At 61.5% G+C, this 21,097-nt stretch carries 18 protein-coding genes; 12 read left to right on the forward strand and 6 right to left on the reverse strand.

Going from position 1 to position 21,097, the window contains the following annotated elements:
- Positions 1-9 precede the first annotated feature (9 nt).
- Together parC and ACA046_RS02720 are read left to right on the forward strand one after the other, a co-directional pair.
- Complete coding sequence (gene parC / locus ACA046_RS02715) at positions 10-2,274, forward strand: DNA topoisomerase IV subunit A (RefSeq protein ID WP_497675870.1); 2,265 nt, start codon at positions 10-12, stop codon at positions 2,272-2,274.
- Positions 2,275-2,451: 177 nt separating this feature from the next.
- The gene (locus tag ACA046_RS02720; protein ID WP_026078082.1) at positions 2,452-3,159 is read left to right on the forward strand and encodes a PqiC family protein; all 708 of its coding nucleotides are present in this window, start codon (positions 2,452-2,454) and stop codon (positions 3,157-3,159) included.
- A 198-nt stretch (positions 3,160-3,357) separates the two neighbouring features.
- Here the strand turns inward: ACA046_RS02720 and ACA046_RS02725 are convergent, their stop codons facing one another.
- Positions 3,358-4,890, reverse strand: coding sequence for an AhpA/YtjB family protein (locus ACA046_RS02725; protein WP_076018071.1), 1,533 nt, complete (start codon positions 4,888-4,890; stop codon positions 3,358-3,360).
- Between the two features lie 134 nt (positions 4,891-5,024).
- Between ACA046_RS02725 and serB the strand changes: the two genes are divergently transcribed.
- Positions 5,025-6,239, forward strand: a complete 1,215-nt coding sequence (gene serB, locus ACA046_RS02730; RefSeq protein WP_003217536.1) for a phosphoserine phosphatase SerB — start codon at positions 5,025-5,027, stop codon at positions 6,237-6,239.
- Positions 6,240-6,288: 49 nt separating this feature from the next.
- Here the strand turns inward: serB and asd are convergent, their stop codons facing one another.
- From asd to ACA046_RS02745, 3 genes are read right to left on the reverse strand one after another with little or no spacing between them, the layout of a single operon-like run.
- Positions 6,289-7,149 (reverse strand): archaetidylserine decarboxylase, encoded by an 861-nt coding sequence (gene asd, locus ACA046_RS02735; RefSeq protein WP_076018069.1) that lies wholly within the window; start codon positions 7,147-7,149, stop codon positions 6,289-6,291.
- Positions 7,150-7,165: 16 nt separating this feature from the next.
- Positions 7,166-7,981 (reverse strand): rhodanese-like domain-containing protein, encoded by an 816-nt coding sequence (locus ACA046_RS02740; RefSeq protein WP_459025691.1) that lies wholly within the window; start codon positions 7,979-7,981, stop codon positions 7,166-7,168.
- A 58-nt stretch (positions 7,982-8,039) separates the two neighbouring features.
- Positions 8,040-9,575 carry an HDOD domain-containing protein gene (locus ACA046_RS02745; protein WP_497675871.1) on the reverse strand — a complete coding sequence of 512 codons (1,536 nt, stop codon included), beginning with the start codon at positions 9,573-9,575 and terminating at the stop codon, positions 8,040-8,042.
- 166 nt (positions 9,576-9,741) lie between these two features.
- Here ACA046_RS02745 and motA point away from each other — a divergent pair, with 166 nt between their 5' ends.
- On the forward strand, positions 9,742-10,593 hold the full coding sequence (motA, locus tag ACA046_RS02750) for a flagellar motor stator protein MotA (protein WP_258343415.1): 852 nt from the start codon (positions 9,742-9,744) through the stop codon (positions 10,591-10,593).
- A 3-nt stretch (positions 10,594-10,596) separates the two neighbouring features.
- Positions 10,597-11,619, forward strand: a complete 1,023-nt coding sequence (motB, locus tag ACA046_RS02755; protein ID WP_497675872.1) for a flagellar motor protein MotB — start codon at positions 10,597-10,599, stop codon at positions 11,617-11,619.
- Positions 11,620-11,774: 155 nt separating this feature from the next.
- On the opposite strand, the gene rsgA is transcribed toward motB, so the two are convergent.
- Positions 11,775-12,806 carry a small ribosomal subunit biogenesis GTPase RsgA gene (gene rsgA, locus ACA046_RS02760; RefSeq protein ID WP_076018064.1) on the reverse strand — a complete coding sequence of 344 codons (1,032 nt, stop codon included), beginning with the start codon at positions 12,804-12,806 and terminating at the stop codon, positions 11,775-11,777.
- A 106-nt stretch (positions 12,807-12,912) separates the two neighbouring features.
- Here rsgA and orn point away from each other — a divergent pair, with 106 nt between their 5' ends.
- Positions 12,913-13,455 (forward strand): oligoribonuclease, encoded by a 543-nt coding sequence (orn, locus tag ACA046_RS02765; RefSeq protein WP_003217529.1) that lies wholly within the window; start codon positions 12,913-12,915, stop codon positions 13,453-13,455.
- 201 nt (positions 13,456-13,656) lie between these two features.
- On the forward strand, positions 13,657-14,271 hold the full coding sequence (locus tag ACA046_RS02770; RefSeq protein WP_076018062.1) for a trimeric intracellular cation channel family protein: 615 nt from the start codon (positions 13,657-13,659) through the stop codon (positions 14,269-14,271).
- Here ACA046_RS02770 and queG read toward each other — a convergent pair.
- Positions 14,250-15,332: a tRNA epoxyqueuosine(34) reductase QueG gene (queG, locus tag ACA046_RS02775; RefSeq protein ID WP_318301890.1), complete on the reverse strand. Its 1,083-nt coding sequence runs from the start codon at positions 15,330-15,332 to the stop codon at positions 14,250-14,252. The genes ACA046_RS02770 and queG overlap by 22 nt on opposite strands.
- Before the next feature lie 62 nt (positions 15,333-15,394).
- On the opposite strand from queG, the gene ACA046_RS02780 reads away from it, so the two are divergent.
- From ACA046_RS02780 to miaA, 5 genes are read left to right on the forward strand one after another with little or no spacing between them, the layout of a single operon-like run.
- Positions 15,395-16,255 carry an NAD(P)H-hydrate dehydratase gene (locus ACA046_RS02780; RefSeq protein ID WP_459025700.1) on the forward strand — a complete coding sequence of 287 codons (861 nt, stop codon included), beginning with the start codon at positions 15,395-15,397 and terminating at the stop codon, positions 16,253-16,255.
- Positions 16,243-16,713 carry a tRNA (adenosine(37)-N6)-threonylcarbamoyltransferase complex ATPase subunit type 1 TsaE gene (gene tsaE, locus ACA046_RS02785; protein ID WP_076018059.1) on the forward strand — a complete coding sequence of 157 codons (471 nt, stop codon included), beginning with the start codon at positions 16,243-16,245 and terminating at the stop codon, positions 16,711-16,713. The genes ACA046_RS02780 and tsaE overlap by 13 nt, the downstream gene beginning before the upstream one ends.
- Positions 16,714-16,716: 3 nt before the next feature.
- Positions 16,717-18,150, forward strand: coding sequence for an N-acetylmuramoyl-L-alanine amidase (locus ACA046_RS02790; RefSeq protein WP_497675873.1), 1,434 nt, complete (start codon positions 16,717-16,719; stop codon positions 18,148-18,150).
- A gap of 14 nt (positions 18,151-18,164) precedes the next feature.
- The gene (mutL, locus tag ACA046_RS02795; RefSeq protein ID WP_497677039.1) at positions 18,165-20,063 is read left to right on the forward strand and encodes a DNA mismatch repair endonuclease MutL; all 1,899 of its coding nucleotides are present in this window, start codon (positions 18,165-18,167) and stop codon (positions 20,061-20,063) included.
- Positions 20,063-21,034, forward strand: a complete 972-nt coding sequence (miaA, locus tag ACA046_RS02800; protein ID WP_497675874.1) for a tRNA (adenosine(37)-N6)-dimethylallyltransferase MiaA — start codon at positions 20,063-20,065, stop codon at positions 21,032-21,034. Before mutL ends, miaA begins: the two co-directional genes overlap by 1 nt.
- Positions 21,035-21,097 lie beyond the last annotated feature (63 nt).

Below are 21,097 nucleotides of genomic sequence, written 5' to 3' on the forward strand. Positions count from 1 at the left end.
GAGGCCCGCATGAGTGACATCCTTGCAGACAGCTTAGACGGCGTAGAACGCCGGTCGCTGGCTGACTTCACCGAAAGTGCCTACCTCAACTACTCCATGTACGTGATCATGGACCGTGCCTTGCCGCATATCGGCGACGGCCTGAAGCCCGTACAGCGGCGCATTATCTATGCGATGAGTGAGTTGGGCCTGGACGCGGACTCCAAGCACAAGAAGTCGGCGCGTACCGTCGGTGACGTGCTCGGTAAGTTCCACCCCCACGGCGACTCGGCGTGCTACGAAGCCATGGTGCTGATGGCCCAGCCGTTCAGTTACCGCTATACGCTGGTGGACGGCCAGGGTAACTGGGGTGCGCCGGATGATCCCAAGTCCTTCGCCGCCATGCGTTACACCGAAGCGCGCTTGTCGCGGTATTCGGAAGTGCTGCTCAGCGAACTGGGCCAGGGCACGGCCAACTGGGGCCCGAACTTTGACGGCACCCTCGACGAACCGTTGGTGTTGCCAGCACGTTTGCCGAATATCCTGCTCAACGGCACCACCGGCATCGCCGTGGGCATGGCCACTGACGTACCGCCCCACAACCTGCGGGAAGTGGCCAGCGCCTGTGTGCGCCTGCTGGATGAGCCGAAGGCTACGGTCGAGCAGCTCTGCGAACATATCCAGGGTCCGGACTACCCGACCGAAGCGGAAATCATCACGCCTCGCGCCGATCTGCTGAAAATCTACCAGACCGGCAAAGGCTCGGTGCGCATGCGCGCCGTGTACCACATCGAAGATGGTGACATCATCGTCACCGCGCTGCCGCACCAAGTGTCCGGCGCCAAGGTGCTGGAGCAGATTGCCGCGCTGATGCAGGCCAAGCCGTCGAAGCTGCCGCAAGTCGCCGACCTGCGTGACGAGTCCGACCACGAGAACCCGTGCCGCATCGTGATCATCCCGACCAACAGCCGGGTCGACCACGAAGTGCTGATGCAGCACTTGTTTGCCAGCACGGAGCTGGAGTCCAGCTACCGGGTCAACGTCAATATCATCGGCCTGGACGGCAAGCCGCAGTTGAAAAACCTGCGGGCATTGCTGGTGGAATGGCTGGAGTTCCGGGTACAGACCGTGCGTCGCCGCCTGCAATTCCGCCTGGACAAGGTCGAGCGCCGCCTGCACCTGTTGGACGGTTTGTTGATTGCCTATCTCAACCTGGATGAAGTGATCCACATCATCCGTACCGCCGAACACCCGAAGGCCGAGCTGATCGCGCGCTTCGAACTCAGCGAGATCCAGGCTGACTACATCCTCGACACCCGTCTGCGTCAGTTGGCGCGGCTGGAAGAGATGAAGCTGCGCGACGAACAGGACGCGCTGCTCAAGGAACAAGCCAAGCTGCAGGCCCTGCTGGGTAGCGAAACCAAGCTGAAGAAGCTGGTGCGCACCGAGCTGATCAAAGACGCCGAAACCTATGGCGACGACCGCCGTTCGCCGATTGTCGAGCGCGCTGAAGCCAAGGCCCTGACTGAAACCGAGCTGCTGCCTAACGAGAAAATTACCGTCGTTCTGTCGGAAAAGGGTTGGGTTCGCTCGGCCAAGGGGCATGATATTGACGCCACCGGCCTGTCGTACAAGGCTGGTGACGGTTTCAAAACTGCTGCAGCGGGGCGTTCCAACCAGTTTGCGGTGTTTATCGACTCCACCGGTCGCAGTTATTCGGTGCCGGCGCATACGTTGCCATCGGCGCGGGGGCAGGGCGAACCGTTGACCGGGCGCCTGACACCGCCGCCGGGTGCGAATTTTGAGTGCGTGCTGCTGCCGGACGATGATTCGCTGTACGTCATCGCCTCCGATGCGGGTTACGGCTTCGTGGTCAAGGGTGAAGACCTGCAGGCCAAGAACAAGGCGGGCAAGGCGTTGTTGAGCCTGCCGAACAACGCCAAAGTGATCCTGCCGCGTCCGGTGGAAGACCGTGAAGGCAATTGGCTTGCATCGGTGACCACTGAAGGGCGCCTGCTGGTGTTCAAGATCAGCGATTTGCCGCAGCTGGGCAAAGGCAAAGGCAACAAGATCATTGGTATCCCCGGGGAGCGGGTGGCCAGTCGCGAAGAGTACGTGACCGACATCGCCGTGATCCCGGAGGGCTCGACCCTGGTGTTGCAGGCCGGCAAGCGCACGTTGTCACTGCGCCCTGACGACCTCGAACACTACAAGGGAGAGCGAGGTCGCCGTGGCAATAAACTGCCGCGCGGCTTCCAGCGAGTGGATGCTTTACTGGTGGAAACGCCGGTTTAACGCGATATAGAGCGCCCGATCTACGATTTAACCCGTAGATCGACGCTTTCGCGCTGGAGTCATGGCGCATATTCACGGATGATATGGCCTTTCCAGCGCCGGCGTGGCTGAGCGCGTATAGGTTATTTTTAAGTATTACATTGTGGTTCGCCTTGTGGCAGCCACCTGGATGGGATGATGACTGCTCCGCGCCTTCCTTTATTTTTGTTGCTCGCTGGCGTTTTGGGCCTGGCGGGTTGCAGCACACATCAACCTGTGTCGCTGTATCAGCTGGACAGTGGAAGTCCGGCTCAGCCTGCACAAAGTGCCGGCATGGCCGTATTGCTTGGCCCGGTTGTGGTGGCCGACTACCTGCAACGTGAAACCCTGCTGCAACGTCAGAATGACGGCAGCCTGCAAGGTTCCACCGATGGTCGCTGGGCCGGTAGCCTGTCGTCCGACATCAATCAGTTGATGTTGCGCCAGGTGGCTGGCCATCTGGACAGCCAGCGTGTGGTATTGGCGCCGGCGCCGTTGGGTTTTGCCCCGGACGTACAGGTGCTGCTGACCATTACGCGGCTGGACTCGGGCGTTTCGCAGCCCGCGATCCTCGACGCGCAGTGGCGCTTGATCGACCGCCGTGGCCAGGTGCGGGATAACCGCATCGTGCACTTGCAGGAAGAACACGCCGGCAGCACCGCGTCCCAGGTCCAGGCTCAGGGTGTGTTGCTGCAGCGTTTGGCTGAGCAGCTGTCCGTTGCTCTCAAGCCATTGGCCAATCAGCCGGCGGTTGCAGAGGCGCCACGCAAACAGGCCCCGGCGCAGCCCAAGGCTGCGGCACCGGAGAAGCCGAAGATGCCGATGGCCGTACCGATTCGTACGGATATGGAAGTGTTCAGGTTCTGACCTGACATACCAACGAAAAGGCCCTCTGTAGGAGCGAGCTTGCTCGCGAAAAACACAAGAGCGACACGTTTTATCAGTGAGCCTGAGTAATCTTGACGCTCTTCGTCGGAACGCCGCCCGGAGCAAGCTCGCTCCTACAGAGAGCCAATAAAAAGCCCGCCAATGAGTGATCATTGGCGGGCTTTTTTATGGCTAAGGTTAGTTCTTCGCCCGCGTCTCATGCATCCGCGCCAACTGGCGCTCAAGCATCGACGGGTAAGGCTCCATCAGCCGCTCTACACAGCACGCACCCTCAGGACTGGCAATCGGGCGGATCCGCGCACGCTGGCGAATCAGCATGTCGTCACTGATCTTGCGCTCCACCAGCAGCAGGTTGCGGCTGTGTTGCGACAAGGCCAGGGCGTCCTGGGCGATCTCGGTCAGCAGCAGATCAATCTGGCTCATGCCATACAGATCGTCACCCACCGTCAGGCCCAATTGCAGCTGCAAGGTGATGCCGCTGTCGGCCACTTCGATCTGCAGCGCATGGCCCAGGGCTCGCAGCAGCTCACCGCAGCAGATGGCGTTGGTCAGGTAGTCTTCGCCGCTGTCTTCGCTGTGGAACAGCATCAGCGTACTGCCATCGTTCAACGTGTGCAGCTCGCTCTGATACAGCGAGGCCGCCTGGTCGAGGCAATCACGATAGCGCTCCAGCAACTCCGTCAGGCGTGCCCGCGGCAAGCGGCGAAGTTGGTCCTGTGCGCCCAGCTGCACGGCCAATACGGCGCTGTGCTGGGGCTGGGTGCTGCGCACAGGTGCCGGTTGCGGCACGGTGGTCGTTGGCGCTGAGTTGTCGCGAAGATCGGCGAACGGGTCTTCTTCGTCCAGTTCGTCTTCTTCGGCCTTGATCACCTGACGGGCCGCCGGTTTGAGACCGGCCACCGGCGCGGACTCATCGAAGCTTGGGTCGCGCAGGTTGCGCACTTCAAACTCGGGCTCGTCGTCTTCGTACTCGGTGTCGTCGAACTCGGGCTCGGGTTCAACCTCGGGCACCACGGGCTCCGGCGCGAAGCTGGTGTGCAGTTGGCGGGCGAGGTCGCCGATTTCGTCCTGGCGGTCGGTGGCCGGTGTGTGCTCGTCGATATCCCGCAGCCAGATGCGCAGTTGCATCAGTGGCGTGGAGATATGCCGGCCCAGGCGCAGGCTCAAGGCCAGGGACAGGGCCAGCAGGATCGCACTCAAGATACCCATGCTTTGCAGGCTGATGGTCATCGGCTGCTGGAACTGTTGCATGTCCAGGCTGATGCGCAGTTGGCCGGCCTTCACATCCTGAAACGTGATATTGCTCTGGTACAGGCCTTCGGCTTCACCCAGCAGGCCGTTTTTCGGGCGTTGCCCGGCTTCGGCCATGATCCGGTTGTCCACGCTATAGATAGCGGCGTGGGCCACCAGCGGGTTCTTGGTCAGGTTGTTGAGCAGCACGTTGAGGCTGAGGATGTCGTTGGACACCAACAACTCAGTCGCCGAGGTGGCGGTCTGGGTGGTCAGGCTCTCGCCCAGGGCGTCGGCTTGCTCATGCATGGCCTGCTTGAATTGCAAACCCATCACGCAGGCGTAGATGACCAGGGCCAGAGCGACCAGGATCACGTTATGGCTGGCGATGCGTAATGCGATCGGTACACGGCGGTGGCGCAGTGCCCGGAAGATCAGCAGGAAGAAGTTATCGGTTTTTACTGGCGTGGGCCGGTTCACTTAAGCTCGGCTCTTTAGTCCGTGAAGTTGACGCGCAGTATAGCGACAGGCCCAAGACCGGCAAAGCGCTGGCTGTGCCCGATGGTCACTGAAAGTGGGTAGAATGCGGTTTTTTTCCAGCTCGGGGGTGCGCTTTGCGCGAAATTGTCCTGATTAACATCACAGGTGAAGACCGTCCGGGTCTCACCGCAGCCATTACCGGTGTTCTGGCCCAGGGTGGTGTGAACATTCTCGACATCGGCCAGGCGGTGATTCACGACACGCTGTCGTTCGGCATCCTGGTGGAAATTCCCAGCACCGAGCAAGCCTCTTCCGTGCTCAAGGACATCCTGTTTACGGCGTATAAGCTCGATCAGCAGGTGCGCTTCACGCCAGTGTCCGAAGAGGATTACCAGAGCTGGGTGGCCGGCCAGGGCAAGAAACGCCATATCGTGACGCTGTTGACCCGCAAGGTGACGGCCGAGCAATTGCAGCGTGTCAGTTCGATCACGGCTCAGTACGGTTTGAATATCGACCATATTGACCGTCTGTCGGGTCGCATGCCATTGGACACGCCAGCAGACAAGGGCAAGGGTTGCATCGAGTTCTCCGTACGCGGTGAGCCGGCAGATCCTCAGGCCCTGCGTGCCGAATTCCTGAGCGTTGCCCAGGAACTGAACGTCGATATCGCCTTCCAGGAAGACTCGCTGTTCCGCCGCAATCGCCGCCTGGCGGTGTTCGACATGGATTCGACGCTGATCGAAGCCGAAGTCATCGACGAGTTGGCCAAGGCTGCCGGTGTCGGTGAGCAAGTCTCGGAAATCACCGAGCGCGCCATGGCCGGTGAGCTGGATTTCCGTGCCAGCTTCAAGGAGCGCCTGGCGCTGCTCAAGGGCCTGGATGTGAGCGTGCTGGACTCCATCGGTGCCTCCCTGCGCCTGACCGAAGGCGCCGAAACCCTGTTCGCCGAACTCAAGCGCCTGGGCTACAAGACTGCGATTCTGTCGGGCGGCTTCACCTACTTTGCCAAGCAATTGCAGGCCAAGCTGGGCATCGACTATGTGTTCGCCAACGAGCTGGAAGTGGTGGACGGCAAGGTGACGGGCGTGGCGGTGGAGCCGATTGTCGACGCGCAGCGTAAAGCTGACCTGCTGCGGGAATTGGCACACAAGGAAGGGTTGCGTCTGGAGCAGACCATTGCGGTCGGCGACGGGGCGAATGACTTGCCGATGCTGGCGATTGCCGGGTTGGGTGTGGCGTTTCGCGCCAAGCCGCTGGTCAAGCAATCGGCCAAACAGGCGATTTCAACCTTGGGGCTGGATGGCGTGTTGTACCTGCTGGGCTTCCGCGACCGCGACGGTCAGTTGTAAGCACCAGAAACAGACATGTGGGAGCGTGCTCCCACATGTGATTTTCAGATCAAGCCTTTGGCAAACCCATGCCCTGACCCATCTGCACCGGCGTCCCCGCCCGCATTTCTGCCGACCATGTCACCTGGTCCGGCCCAAACAGCACGATTGCCGTCGAACCCAGCTTGAAGCGTCCCAGCTCCGCGCCTTTTTCCAGATGGATCGGCCCGCGGGCAGCTTCGTCGTAGCGGAAGGTTTTCAGTTCGCGCTTCGGCGGCGTTACCAGGCCGGCCCATACGGTTTCAATCGACGCCACGATCATTGCACCCACCAGCACCACGGCCATCGGGCCACGTTCGGTGTCGAAAATGCAGGCAACACGCTCGTTACGTGCAAACAGTTCCGGCACGTTTTCGGCGGTGGTCTGGTTTACCGAGAAGATGCGGCCAGGGATGTAGACCATTTCCCGCAGGGTGCCGGCCAATGGCATGTGCACCCGGTGGTAGTCCTTCGGCGACAGGTAGACCGTGGCGAAATCACCGCCCATGAATGGCGCAGCCACCGCCGAATCACCACCGAGCAATTCCAGCACGCTGAAGCTGTGGCCCTTGGCCTGGAACACCCGACCATGTTCAATCGGGCCCAACTGGCTGACGGCGCCATCGGCCGGGCTCAATACCGCGCCTGGGGTTTGATCCAGCGGGCGTGCGCCGTCTTTCAGGGCGCGGGTGAAGAAGGCGTTGAAGTGCTCGTAAGCGGTCACGTCTTCAACCAGGGCCTGGGACATGTCCACTTGATAGCGCTTGGCGAACCAGGTGGTGAACGCATTCTTGAACCAGCGCACGCGGCATTCGGCAATGCAGCCGGCCAGACGCGACAGCAGGTGGTGGGGCAGCAAGTACTGGCTGAGGATGAACAACTGCTTTTTCATTAACTGTCCTTAAACCTTAAATCTCAACGGGGGTGTCGGGGTGGTTGCCCCATTCGCCCCAGGAGCCGGCATAACCTTTGACTCGCGGATAACCGAGCGCCTTGGCCACCAGGTAGGTGAAGCCAGAACGGTGGTGAGTCTGGCAGTGGGTGATGATTTCTTTGCCCTTGGTCAGCCCGAGGTCTTCGAGGATCTGCGGCATGTCGCGGCGAATCCGCAGTTGGCGGGCCTTGTCCATGCCGGCGGTCCATTCGAAGTTCACCGCGCCCGGGATGTGTCCACCCTTGGCCGCGAGGACTTTCTCCCCGGAGTATTCCAGCGGGCCGCGAGCATCCCAGATGCCCAGGTCGGCAGCGCCGAGGCGGCTTTGCAGGTACTCGCGGGTGGCGGTGGGTTCTTCATGCAACGTCAGGCTGACCGGGCCGCCGGCGCTGGCCGGTACGTCGGTGGACACGGGGTGTTTTTCTTCCAGCCACGCCAGCAGGCCGCCGTCGAGGTAGTGGTATTTCTTGTGGCCGATGACGTCGAGCATCCAGATGAATCGCCCGGCCCAGCCGCCGCCTTCGTCGTCGTACACCACGTAGGTGGCATCCGGGGTGTGGCCCAGTTCGCCGAACAGCTTTTCCAGATCAGCCTTGCCCGGCAGCAGGCCCGGCGCTGGCGCCTGTCCCAGTTGGGTGCGCTTGGGGTCGACAAAGCGTGCGCCGGGGATATGCCCTTCGGCGTAACGCGCGGCGCTGGTGAGGTCCACCAGAATCAGGTGTTCGGCATCAAGGCGACCGAGCAGGTCACTGGCCTCGATAACCAGCGGCAAGCCAGAGAAGTCAGGCATGTGAGGTCTCCTGGGCATAAAAGTTGGGCGCTAAAGGACGGCGATTGTAGCGCAAGCTTCAGGCGCTGCGGTTGGTAAAGCTGTGCAGGGCCTTTTCGATGCATTGGGCGGTTTTGCCGAAGGCCTGCACAGTGGTTTCCGAGAACGGCCCGCCGCCCTGGTCGGCCACCATCAGCATCACCACCCGGCCATTGCAACTTACGGAGCGCAGCAGCAGATGTTCGCCCTTGAACAGGCGGTGCAGTTGCGCAGGCAGGAGTGCCGAGAACTGGGCGTGATTGTCGGGGTTGAGGCGCACCTGGGCGGACTTGGCCAGCAGGCGTTGCAGCAGGGTACTTTGTGTCGCGTCGAGGCTCAGGTGGTCGGCGTCCTTGGGCAGGCCGTCGACTTGATGCACCCGCAAGGCGCTCAGGGTTTTGTCCGCCATCAGCAACATCACCCGTTGCATGCCGCAGGCCACGAGGGCTTCCTTGGCGCAGGTGGTCAGGTGCATGGCGTTGGCAAAGCGGCTCGGCTCTACCAGCAATTCGGTGCAGCGCTTGCGCCAGATCGCCAGGGATTCGGCGGTGGGCGGCGGTGCCGGCAGCAACCCGTGGTGAACACGCTGCACATCCCAGGGCCAGATCAACGACAGCGCCGGGTGCCACAGGTCGCGCATAAGGGTGTTGCGGGCACTGATCGCTGCGTGTTGGTGAGACTGTTGTTGCACCTCGGCCAGCGGTTGTTGCAGGTAAAGCGCGGTCAGGTATTGCCAGCGTTGGGTGTGCGGGCAGGTCCACGACTCCTGCGCCGCCAGCGCCAGGCCGTTGGCCAACAGCACGGTATTCGCCGGCTGATTCAGCCAGCGGCGCAGGTTCGGGTCGGCATCCAGCAACTGCTGTTGGCGCAACGGCTCGTCTTCGCGGGCGATGCGCAGCGCCTTGGCCAGCAAACGCTGTTCCGTCAGCAGCAACGTATAACCCTGGGACACCCAGATCGGCAGGCGCCAGGCCTCGGTCAATCCCAGGCACAGGTCCAGCAGGCGTACGCCGAATAATTCCTGTTCGACTGTGCGGGCCGATTCGCCCTTGTGAATCACCCGCAGCTCCCATTCTTCCAACAGCTTGGGGTACGCAATCGCCATCGGCCACAGCGGCGAAAGAAACAGCAGGCTGCCCCAATGGATGTCCTGCCACAACCGGGCCAGGCGGCTGGCGAACAGCCCGCTGGCTTGTTGCGAGGCGTGCTGGCTGATCATCTGCAACTGGCGCAGGGCCACGGGGATTTCATTCAGTGGCACTGAAGGCAGGCGCGACAGCAGTTCCTCGGTGCGTTTGAGGCCGAGGCGATTGATCGCCACTTCGAGGTTTTCCGCCGGTTCCGCCAGGCTGCCGTGGGACTGGTTATTCGCCTCGCGCATCACGCTGAGCACCAGTGCCGGGCTGTTCTGCATCAGCTCCGCAATATCGCGCAACGAATTGCGGTTGTCGCTGATGGCCTTGCAGACCCGGTCGTGGCTCGCCTGCGGAACAGGCAAGAGCACATCGTCCAGACGCTTTATCCATGCGGCCAGCGTCGTGGGTTTTTGAGGTGGGACTGTCGTTTCATTTGCCATGATTGGGGCGCGATCATCACTTGCGGTCAACACGCCCGGGACGGGCCGAACTGGTTTTTCGCCATAACGAGCTATAGTCTGGCGCAGATTTGCCGATAAGTAGAACAAGAGTTTTCAACTCTTGCGAATATGACCCTGAACCCGACGGCGCAAGTACTCATCCCCTATGGCTAAAATTATCGGCATCATCGTCGTCATCGCGAGCGTGCTCGGCGGATACGTCCTTTCCCACGGCAAGATTGCGGCGCTGATCCAGCCCTTCGAAGTGCTGATTATCGGCGGTGCGGCGTTCGGTGCATTCCTGCAAGCCAACCCTGGCTACATGACCATGCACGTGATCAAGAAGTCGCTGGGCATGTTCAGCTCGCGCTTCTCCCACACCTTCTACCTGGAAGTGCTGGGGCTGATCTACGAGATCCTCAACAAGAGCCGCCGCGAAGGCATGATGGCCATCGAAGGCGACATCGAGGACGCTTCGGCGAGCCCGATTTTCGCCAAGTACCCGGCGGTGCTCAAAGACGAGCGCATGACCGCCTACATCTGCGATTACCTGCGCATCATGTCGTCCGGCAACATGGCGCCCCATGAGCTGGAAGGCCTGTTCGACATGGAACTGTTCAGCCTCAAGGAAGAGCTGGAACACCCTTCCCACGCCGTGACCGGCATCGCCGACGGCATGCCCGGTTTCGGTATTGTTGCGGCGGTTCTCGGGATCGTGGTGACCATGGCCTCCCTCGGCGAAGGCGATCAGGCCGCCATCGGCATGCACGTGGGTGCGGCACTTGTGGGTACCTTCTTCGGTATTCTCGCGGCTTATGGATTCTTCGGCCCGCTGGCCACTTCTCTGGCCCACGATGCCAAGGAAGAAGTGAATCTGTACGAAGCGATAAAGGCGTGCCTGGTGGCTTCGGCTTCCGGCATGCCGCCTTCGCTGGCGGTGGAGTTCGGGCGCAAGGTCCTGTATCCGAAGCACCGTCCAAGCTTCGCTGAGCTGGAACAAGCGGTTCGCGGTCGCTAAGCCATGGAAAACAACCAGCCGATCATCATCAAGCGCGTCAAGCGCTTCGCTGCGGGGCACCATGGCGGCGCCTGGAAAATCGCCTTCGCCGACTTTGCGACGGCGATGATGGCGTTCTTTCTGGTGCTGTGGCTGATGTCCACTGCCACGCCGGAACAGAAGATCGCCATCGCCGGTTACTTCAAGGACCCCATCGGTTTCTCCGAGAGCGGCACGCCTTTTGTGATCGACCTCGGTGGTTCGCCGCAACTGGCGCCCGAGCGCACCATCAATCCTGAAATCAAGACTGACTCGCCCCAGGAAAAAATTCCGATCGAGCGCGATACCGTCGAGGCCATGGCTGATCAGGTTGAGCAGGAACGCCTCGAGCTGTTGCTGCAAGAGCTGCAAACCAAGGTTGAGGAAAACCCGCAACTGCTGAAGTTCAAGGACCAGATTTCCTTCGAAATCACGCCAGATGGCTTGCGCATCCAGATCACGGACGCCGCCAACCGGCCGATGTTCGACTCTGGCAGCGCGCGGTTGAAGCCGTACTTTGAAGACATCCTGCTGGCCATGGCCGACACCATCAAGGCCGTGCCGAACAAGATCAGTATCAGTGGCCACACCGACGCCAAGCCATATGCAGGGCAGGGCGACTTCGGTAACTGGGAGCTCTCGGCCAACCGGGCCAATGCCGCGCGTCGTGCACTGGTCGCCGGCAGCTATCCGGACCCGCAAGTGGCACGGGTGGTGGGGTTTGCTTCCTCGCAGCTGTTTGATCCCAAGGATCCGTTCAACCCGATCAACCGACGCATCGATATCGTCGTGCTGACCAAAAAGGCCCAGCGGGCGATTGAAGGTGAACCGCCTGCGACGGCACCGGTACCGACCCAGGGTGAAGGCGCGCCGGGCGAAGTGCCGGCAGACCCGAACGCACTGCCGCCCGACCAGGAGCCGTTGCCGGCCCATGAGCTGCGGCAGAAGCTGAACCTGTTTGATGACGGTGGAATGAAAGACCCGACTCAGCCAGCCACTGGCTCGTAAGCCGGACACAAAAAGGCCGCGATGATCGCGGCCTTTTTGTATCTGCTACATCCTGTAGGAGCGAGCTTGCTCGCGATGGACGTTAACGATGACGCGTGCTCTCTGAATGCACGCGGCGCCCTCACGCTTTTCGCGAGCAAGCTCGCTCCTACCTGTTAATAGCTGGTCTCGGGCAAGCTGGCGATGATCGAGCGATAGCTGTTCATTCGCTGCTGCTGCACGCGGCCGTCTTCCAGGGCCTTGAGCAGGGCGCAACCCGGCTCGCGGTCATGTTTGCAGTCGCGGAAGCGGCAGGTGCCGATCAAGTCGTTGAACTCGATAAAGCCCGCCTCAACATCGGCACGGCTCACATGGCCCAGGCCGAATTCACGAATGCCCGGGGAGTCGATCAGTTCACCGCCGCCCGGGAAGTGGAACAGCCGTGCAGTGGTGGTGGTGTGGGTGCCCTGGCCGGACAGCTCCGACAATGGACCCACACGGGTTTCGACTTCCGGCAACAGGCTGTTGACCAGGGACGACTTGCCCACACCCGACTGGCCGACGAACACGCTGATGCGTCCATCCAGTTCAGTCTGCAATTGTTCCATGCCATTGCCGTGATGCGCCGAGACTTCCAGCACCGGGTAGCCGAGGGTGCGGTACACCGCCAGCAGCGCGTTGAGCGCCGGGGCGTTCTGCTCGTCGATCAGGTCGAATTTGTTCAGCAGCAACAGCGGGCGAATGCCGGCGTGTTCGGCGGCTACCAGGTAGCGGTCGATCAGGTTGGCATGGGGCTCGGGCAGTGGCGCGAAGACGATGACGATCATGTCGACGTTGGCCGCCACCGGTTTGAGCTGGCCACGGCTGTCGGGGCGACGCAGTTCAGTGGTTCGCGGCAACTGGGCGACGATGACGCCGATGCCCTGGTTGCCGGCACGCCATACCACCCGGTCGCCGGTCACCAGCGCAGGCAGGTTCGCGCGCAAGTGGCAACGGAATACCTGGCCGGCGTGGTCGCCTTCTGTGGCCTCGACTTCGACCTGCACACCGAAGTGCGCGATCACCAGCCCCGTTTGCTCGGGGCCCAGGTCGCCGCCCTCAAGCGCTTCCACGGCGGAGGACTCACGTTTGGCGGCGCGGGCAGCGCGTTCGCCCTGAATCTTTTCGATGCGCCAGTTTTGGCGACGGTTGAGCTGGCGTTTGGCCATTGGTGTTCCGTGTCGATAATGCAAAGGTTAGGTAAAACGGTCGCGAGTCTAGCACGCCCTGCCTGCTAAACTGCGCAGCTACGCCAAGGTGCCAAGGAACCACGACATGCAAAACCCACAGAACCTGATTTGGATCGATCTGGAAATGACCGGTCTGAACCCTGACACCGACGTCATCATCGAGATGGCGACCATTGTCACCGACAGCAACCTCAACACCTTGGCCGAAGGTCCGGTGATTGCCATTCACCACAGCGACGCCGTGCTGGCGACCATGGATGAGTGGAATACCCGCACCCACGGTAACTCGGGCCTGACCCAGCGCGTGCGTGACAGCCGCGTCAGCATGGCCGAGGCTGAAGCGGAAACTATCGCCTTCCTGGAAAAGTGGGTGCCCAAGGGCAAGTCGCCGATCTGCGGCAACAGCATCTGCCAGGATCGCCGCTTTCTTTATACCCACATGAAAGCGCTGGAAAGCTACTTCCACTACCGCAACCTGGACGTGTCGACCTTGAAGGAACTGGCAGCGCGCTGGGCGCCGGAAGTCAAAGACAGCTTCCATAAAGGCAGCACCCACCTGGCGTTGGACGATATTCGCGAGTCGATTGCCGAGCTGCAGCATTACCGCAAGCATTTCATCAAGTTCTAAAGCGGTAATACCTGAGCCCAGCGGGCTTTTGTGGCGAGGGGCTTGTCTGTGGCGAGGGGGCTTGTCCCCCGTTGGGCTGCGAAGCGGCCCTAAAATCTGACATCCCGATCTACCTGAAAACTCTATTGCCTTTAAAAGGGGCTGCTTCGCACCCCAACGGGGGACAAGCCCCCTCGCCACAACTTTGCAAGGATCGCCACCATGCTGCTGATGCTCTACCTCGTCGCCATTACCGCCGAAGCCATGACCGGCGCCTTGTCCGCCGGGCGGCGGGGCATGGATTGGTTCGGTGTGGTGCTGATCGCCTGCGTGACGGCACTGGGCGGCGGTTCGGTGCGTGACGTGTTGCTCGGCCATTACCCGCTGACCTGGGTCAAGCACCCGGAATACCTGGTGCTGACCTCCATCGCGGCTCTGGTGACAATCTTCATCGCCCCACTGATGCGCCACCTGCGCTCGCTGTTCCTCGCGCTGGACGCCGTCGGTCTCGTGGCCTTTACCCTGATCGGTTGCATGACCGCCCTGGAAATGGGCCACGGCATGCTGGTGGCGTCGGTCAGCGGTGTGATCACCGGGGTATTCGGCGGCATCCTGCGGGACATCTTCTGCAACGACATCCCGCTGATCTTCCGCCGCGAGCTGTACGCCAGCGTGTCGTTCCTGGCCGCCTGGTTCTACATGCTGTGCATCTATCTGGAACTGCCCAGCGAGCAATCGATCCTGCTGACGCTGTTCAGCGGCTTTCTATTGCGTCTGTTGGCGATCCGCTTCCATTGGGAAATGCCCAAGTTCGTCTACAACGACGACGTACACTGACGTTCGGCGTGCTGGTTCAGCGCCCATTCCACATGTTCGCGCACCAGTTCCGACGGGTATTCCCTTCGCGCCTTCAACGCTTCCAGCACCGGAATGCTTGACGGCGCATTGCCCAGGCCCACCGCCAGGTTACGCAGCCAGCGTTCATAGCCGGCGCGGCGCAGGGGCGAGCCTTCGGTGCTGCTGAGAAATTTGTCTTCGTCCCACATGAACAATTCGGCCAGTTCTGCGTTATCCAGATTGTGCCGTGGCTTGAAATCACCTTCGTCGGTAGGCCGGGCGAAACGATTCCACGGGCAAACGATCTGACAGTCATCACAGCCGAATACCCGGTTGCCGATCAGTGGGCGCAGGTCTTCGGGAATCGCGCTTTTCAGCTCGATGGTCAGGTAGGAAATGCAGCGTCGGGCGTCGAGCACGTAGGGGCCGACGAAGGCGTTGGTAGGGCAGATGTCCAGGCAGGCGGTGCAACGGCCACAGTGTTCGGTGGCGTGGGGTGGGTCGACCGGCAACGGCAGGTCGACAAACAACTCGCTCAGGAAGAAGTAGCTGCCGGCCTTGCGGTTGAGTACCAGGGTGTTTTTGCCGATCCAGCCCAGCCCGGCTTTTTCGGCGATGGCTTTTTCCAGCACCGGGGCGCTGTCGACAAACGCACGGAAGCCGAACGGGCCGATCTGTGCCTGAATCCGGTCGGCCAGTTGCTGCACGCGCTTGCGGATCAGCTTGTGATAGTCGCGGCCCAACGCGTAACGGGAGATGTAGGCTTTTTCGGGTTTGGCCAGCAATTGGGCCATTTGAGTGTCGCCGGGCAGGTAGTCCATGCGCAGCGACACCACGCGCAAGGTGCCGGGAACCAGTTCTTCCGGGTGTGAGCGCTTGCTGCCGTGGGCGCCCATGTAGTCCATTTCGCCGTGGTAGCCGGCGTCGAGCCAGCGCTGCAGGTGCTGTTCATGCTCGGCGAGGTCGAGGCCGCTGATGCCCACTTGTTGAAAGCCCAGCTCGCGGCCCCAGTCTTTGATCGATTGGGCGAGGGCGGGCAGGTCGTAGGTAATAGCAGGCATGAACAAGAGAAACCGCAGGTTAGATGCGTATAATTCTGCCAGACATCGGAGCTTGAAGACGCATGCCGCAGACAAAACACGAAATACCCGACGTTCAGCACCTGTTGCCCGGCCAATTGCCGCAACTCGCTGCGCGTTCCCCGGACGCCCATAAAGGCCAGTTCGGCCATGTATTGCTGATCGGTGGCGACCGGGGTTTTGGCGGCGCCGCCTTGCTCAGCGCCGAAAGTGCCCTGCGCAGTGGTGCCGGCATGGTTTCCCTGGCGACCCGCAGCGAGCACGTTGCAGCGGCGCTGGCGCGGTTGCCGGAAGTCATGACCGTGGGCGTGCACTCGGCCAATCAGTTGATGGGCTTGCTGGAAAAAATTTCCGTGATCGTCATCGGCCCGGGCCTGGGCGAAGCCTCTTGGGGCAAAAGCCTGCTGTCGGTAGCGGCCAACGCCAGGCAGCCGCAGGTCTGGGATGCCGACGCCTTGAACCTGCTGGCGACGGGCAGCGTCAGCTTGCCGGCCAATAGTGTGATCACTCCACATCCTGGCGAAGCCGCCCGCTTGATGGGCATTTCGACAGCCGAGGTTCAGGCCGACCGCCTTAACGTAGCGCGCGCGTTGAGTCAGAAATTCAATGCAGTAGCGATCCTCAAGGGCGCAGGCAGCTTGATCGCTAGCCCGGACGGCCGCGTTGCCCGCTGTGATCAGGGCCATCCGGCGATGGCGACGGCCGGCCTGGGCGACGTGTTGGCTGGCCTGGTCGGTGCTTTATTGGCTCAAGGCATGTCGGCATTTGATGCCGCCTGCCTGGCGGTCTGGCTGCATGCCACTGCCGGAGATCGCCAGGGCATCTACGGTCGCGGGCTGGCCGCCAGTGACCTGATTCCTGCCATTCGTCAGTTGCTGGAGGAGCAATCGCCGTGTCTGAAGTAGTTCTTTTCCTGTCCGATGAAGACGCCATGGTCGCGCTGGGTAACCGTATTGCCCAGGTGACGAAAGGCTCGGGCTTGATCTTTCTGGAAGGCGACTTGGGCGCCGGGAAAACCACCTTGTCCAGGGGCATCATTCGCGGGTTGGGGCATCAAGGTGCTGTGAAAAGCCCTACGTTCACTTTGGTAGAACCCTACGAAATTGGCGACGTACGAGCTTTCCACTTCGACCTGTATCGCCTGGTGGATCCCGAAGAACTGGAATACATGGGCATCCGCGATTACTTCGATGAAGACGCGTTATGCCTGATCGAGTGGCCAGATAAAGGCACAGGCTTTTTGCCAAAGCCGGACCTGACCATTACCATTACCCCGCATAAGCATGGACGTCAGCTGAAGTTGTTGTCCCAGAGCGCGCGCGGCGAGTCGTGGTGCGCCGCTTTGGCATTGGAATTCAAATAATTAATGGGGTTAGGTATGCGCTTTCGCGCGTTGGTTACTGTCGTAGGGGTGTTGCTTGCGGCAATGACTTTCAATGCACTGGCGGCCTCACAGGTGAAAAGTGTTCGCCTGTGGCGGGCACCGGATAACACGCGACTGGTATTCGACCTGTCTGGCCCGGTTCAGCACAGCGTCTTCACCCTTACGGCGCCCGATCGCCTGGTGATTGATATCAACGGTGCGACCCTGGCCGCGCCGTTGAAAGTCGCCATGGCCAATACCCCGATTACCGCGATGCGCTCGGCCCAACGTACGCCGACCGATCTGCGGGTGGTCATCGACCTGAAAAAGGCCGTGACCCCGAAAAGCTTCGTGCTGGCGCCCAACGCGCAATATGGCAACCGGCTGGTAGTCGACCTGTTCGACAACGCCGCCGATGCCGCGCCGCCGCCTGCGCCAACCCCAAGCGTCGCGACGATACCGGCGGTGCCGGTCAACCAGTCGCAACCCCAGGTCAAATTGCCGCCACCGCCACCTGCACCCGCGGGCAAGCGTGACATTATCGTGGTCATCGATGCCGGTCACGGCGGCGAAGACCCGGGAGCCTCCGGCTCGCGCGGCCAGCATGAAAAAGACGTGGTACTGGCCATCGCCCGCGAACTGCAGCGCCAGATCAATGGCATGAAAGGCTATCGCGCCGAGCTGACCCGTACCGGCGACTACTTTATTCCGCTGCGTGGCCGTACCGAAATCGCCCGCAAGAAGGGCGCCGACCTGTTCGTCTCGATCCACGCCGACGCCGCCCCTTCGGCTGCTGCGTTTGGTGCTTCGGTGTTTGCCCTGTCGGATCGCGGCGCCACTTCCGAGACCGCCCGCTGGCTGGCGGACAGTGAAAACCGTTCCGACTTGATCGGCGGGGCCGGCAACGTGTCCCTCGACGACAAGGACAAAATGCTCGCCGGCGTATTGCTCGACCTGTCGATGACCGCCTCGCTGACCTCCAGCCTGAACGTCGGGCAGAAAGTCCTGAGCAATATCGGTCGCGTCACTTCGCTGCATAAACAGCGCGTGGAGCAGGCCGGGTTCATGGTGCTCAAGTCGCCGGATATTCCGTCGATCCTGGTGGAAACCGGGTTTATCTCCAACTCCAACGAAGCCTCGAAACTGGCCTCTTCCAGCCATCAACAGGCGTTGGCGCGTTCCATCAGCTCCGGTGTTCGCCAGTTCTTCCAGCAGAACCCGCCGCCGGGCACCTACATCGCCTGGCTGCGTGATTCCGGGAAGATCGCCCAGGGTCCGCGTGACCATCGCGTGCAACCGGGCGACACCCTGGCAATGCTGGCGGTGCGGTTCCAGGTGTCTGCGGCGACCTTGCGCAGTGCCAACAACCTGAAGACCGATGAACTGAAGGTCGGCCAGGTATTGACCATCCCGGGCACTGAACTGGCGGCGCAATAATGAGCGAAACAGTCTTGAGCAACACCTCGCGCATTGAGCTGCTAAGCCCGCGCCTCGCCAACCAGATCGCGGCGGGCGAGGTGGTCGAGCGGCCAGCTTCGGTGATCAAGGAGCTGCTGGAAAACAGCATCGACTCCGGCGCCAAGCGCATCGACGTCGACGTTGAGCAGGGCGGGGTCAAGCTGCTGCGGGTGCGCGACGACGGCAGCGGGATTTCCTCCGACGACCTGCCGCTGGCCCTGGCCCGTCACGCCACCAGCAAGATTCGCGACCTGGAAGACCTTGAGCGGGTGATGAGCCTCGGGTTTCGTGGTGAGGCCCTGGCTTCCATCAGCTCCGTGGCCCGCCTGACCCTGACGTCCCGCACCCGCGACGCCGATCAGGCCTGGCAAGTGGAAACCGAAGGTCGCGACATGGCGCCCCGGGTCCAGCCGGCTGCGCACCCCGTAGGCACCTCGGTGGAAGTGCGCGACCTGTTCTTCAACACCCCGGCCCGACGCAAATTCCTCAAGGCCGAAAAAACCGAATTCGATCACCTGCAGGAAGTCATCAAGCGCCTGGCGCTGGCCCGGTTTGATGTGGCTTTCCACCTGCGCCATAACGGCAAGACCATCCTCAGCCTGCATGAGGCCCATGATGATGCGGCCCGTGCCCGGCGTGTCTCGGCTATCTGCGGCGCGGGGTTCCTGGAACAGGCGCTGCCGATCGAGATCGAGCGCAATGGCCTGCGCCTTTGGGGTTGGGTGGGTTTGCCGACCTTCTCCCGTAGCCAGGCAGACTTGCAGTACTTCTTTGTGAACGGCCGGGCGGTGCGCGACAAACTGGTGGCCCACGCGGTGCGCCAGGCGTATCGCGACGTGCTGTTCAACGGGCGGCATCCGACGTTTGTGCTGTTTTTCGAGGTCGACCCGTCGGTGGTGGACGTTAACGTGCACCCGACCAAGCACGAAGTGCGCTTCCGTGACGGTCGCATGGTTCACGACTTCCTTTATGGCACGCTGCACCGCGCCTTGGGCGATGTGCGCCCCGATGATCATCTGGCCGCACCGATTGTCACGGCTGTCGTCCGTCCTTCGGGGCCGGAAGCCGGTGAGTTCGGACCCCAGGGCGAAATGAGCCTGGCGGCCAACTTGCTGCAATCGCCGCAAGCCCAGCCGAGCTATACCGCTCCAGGCTCAGGCTCAGGCGCCGGCTATCAATACCAATACACGCCGCGCCCGCAATCAGCGTTGCCAGTGGCCGAAGCCCAGGCAGCCTATCGCGAGTTTTTCGCGCCGCTGCCCGGTGCCGAGTCGGGGGCTGCCGCCTTGCCGGAAGGCCAGGGCGACGTGCCGCCGCTGGGTTACGCGTTGGCCCAGCTCAAGGGCATCTACATCCTTGCGGAAAACGCCCATGGCCTGGTGCTGGTGGACATGCACGCCGCCCACGAGCGGATCATGTACGAGCGCCTGAAGATCGCCATGGCCAGCGAAGGCCTTAGTGGCCAGCCGCTGCTGGTGCCGGAATCCCTGGCGGTCAGCCAGCGCGAGGCCGATTGCGCCGAAGAGCACGTCAGCGTATTCCAGAAACTGGGCTTTGAGCTGCAACGCCTGGGCCCGGAAACCCTGGCTATCCGCCAGATCCCGGCTTTGCTCAAGCAGGCCGAGGCCAACCGGCTGGTGGCTGACGTACTGGCGGACTTGATGGAATACGGCACCAGCGACCGAATCCAGGCTCACATCAATGAACTGCTCGGCACCATGGCCTGCCACGGCGCCATCCGCGCCAACCGCCGGCTGGCCCTGCCGGAAATGAACGGTTTGCTGCGGGACATGGAAAACACTGAGCGCAGCGGCCAATGCAACCACGGCCGGCCGACCTGGACCCAGATGGGCCTGGACGATCTCGACAAACTGTTCTTGCGCGGCCGTTGATGAGTGCCTTGCCCCCCGCGATCTTCCTGATGGGCCCGACAGCCGCCGGCAAGACCGACCTGGCCATCGAGCTGACCAAGGTCTTGCCGTGCGAACTGATCAGTGTCGACTCTGCACTGGTTTACCGGGACATGGACATCGGCACCGCCAAGCCCTCAAAAGAGCTGCTGGCCCAGTATCCGCATCGGTTGATCGACATCATCGATCCCAGCGAGAGCTATTCGGCGGCGGATTTTCGCACCGATGCCCTGGCAGCCATGGCCGATATCACCGCGCGGGGCAAGATTCCGCTGTTGGTAGGCGGCACGATGCTCTACTACAAGGCGTTGCAGGAGGGACTGGCTGATATGCCGCCAGCCGATCCACAGGTGCGTGCCGAACTTGAGGAAGAGGCTGCGCGCCTTGGCTGGCAGGCCTTGCATGACCAGTTGGCCGCTGTGGATTCGGTTTCCGCCGCGCGGATTCATCCCAATGACCCCCAGCGCCTGACACGGGCGTTGGAAGTCTGGCGGGTCAGTGGCCAGACCATGACTGAACACAGGCTGAAACAAACTGCGCAAAGTGCTGAAGCAGGCGCCTCGGGACACTCACAATTGCCCTATACTGTGGCGAATCTGGCCATCGCTCCGACGGATCGCCAGGTGCTGCATGAACGAATTGCACAAAGATTCACAATTATGTTGGAACAGGGGTTTGTGGACGAGGTCGTAGCACTGCGTTCAAGAGGTGACCTGCATGCGGGGTTGCCTTCGATACGTGCTGTAGGCTACCGCCAAGTCTGGGATCATCTGGATGGCAAGCTGACGTCAGCCGAAATGCAGGAGCGCGGCATCATTGCCACGCGCCAATTGGCGAAACGCCAGTTCACATGGCTGCGCAGCTGGACTGATTTACACTGGTTGGACAGTCTGGATTGCGACAATCTGTCACGCGCCTTGAAATACTTGGGAACGGTCTCCATATTGAGCTGAGTCCTTGCAATTGCCGTCTATCCTTGGGGGTGTGACGGCCATAAGCTATCTATTTTCCGATTT

Source organism: Pseudomonas sp. LBUM1641 (genome assembly GCF_059716235.1).

Bases quoted from the DNA above. Each gene is read 5' to 3' on its own strand.
- parC (WP_497675870.1), top strand. From the start codon at position 10: ATGAGTGACATCCTTGCAGACAGCTTAGACGGCGTAGAACGCCGGTCG.
- ACA046_RS02720 (WP_026078082.1), top strand. From the start codon at position 2,452: ATGACTGCTCCGCGCCTTCCTTTATTTTTGTTGCTCGCTGGCGTTTTG.
- asd (WP_076018069.1), bottom strand. From the start codon at position 7,149: ATGAAAAAGCAGTTGTTCATCCTCAGCCAGTACTTGCTGCCCCACCAC.
- ACA046_RS02740 (WP_459025691.1), bottom strand. From the start codon at position 7,981: ATGCCTGACTTCTCTGGCTTGCCGCTGGTTATCGAGGCCAGTGACCTG.
- ACA046_RS02745 (WP_497675871.1), bottom strand. From the start codon at position 9,575: ATGGCAAATGAAACGACAGTCCCACCTCAAAAACCCACGACGCTGGCC.
- motA (WP_258343415.1), top strand. From the start codon at position 9,742: ATGGCTAAAATTATCGGCATCATCGTCGTCATCGCGAGCGTGCTCGGC.
- motB (WP_497675872.1), top strand. From the start codon at position 10,597: ATGGAAAACAACCAGCCGATCATCATCAAGCGCGTCAAGCGCTTCGCT.
- rsgA (WP_076018064.1), bottom strand. From the start codon at position 12,806: ATGGCCAAACGCCAGCTCAACCGTCGCCAAAACTGGCGCATCGAAAAG.
- orn (WP_003217529.1), top strand. From the start codon at position 12,913: ATGCAAAACCCACAGAACCTGATTTGGATCGATCTGGAAATGACCGGT.
- ACA046_RS02770 (WP_076018062.1), top strand. From the start codon at position 13,657: ATGCTGCTGATGCTCTACCTCGTCGCCATTACCGCCGAAGCCATGACC.
- queG (WP_318301890.1), bottom strand. From the start codon at position 15,332: ATGCCTGCTATTACCTACGACCTGCCCGCCCTCGCCCAATCGATCAAA.
- ACA046_RS02780 (WP_459025700.1), top strand. From the start codon at position 15,395: ATGCCGCAGACAAAACACGAAATACCCGACGTTCAGCACCTGTTGCCC.
- ACA046_RS02790 (WP_497675873.1), top strand. From the start codon at position 16,717: ATGGGGTTAGGTATGCGCTTTCGCGCGTTGGTTACTGTCGTAGGGGTG.
- miaA (WP_497675874.1), top strand. From the start codon at position 20,063: ATGAGTGCCTTGCCCCCCGCGATCTTCCTGATGGGCCCGACAGCCGCC.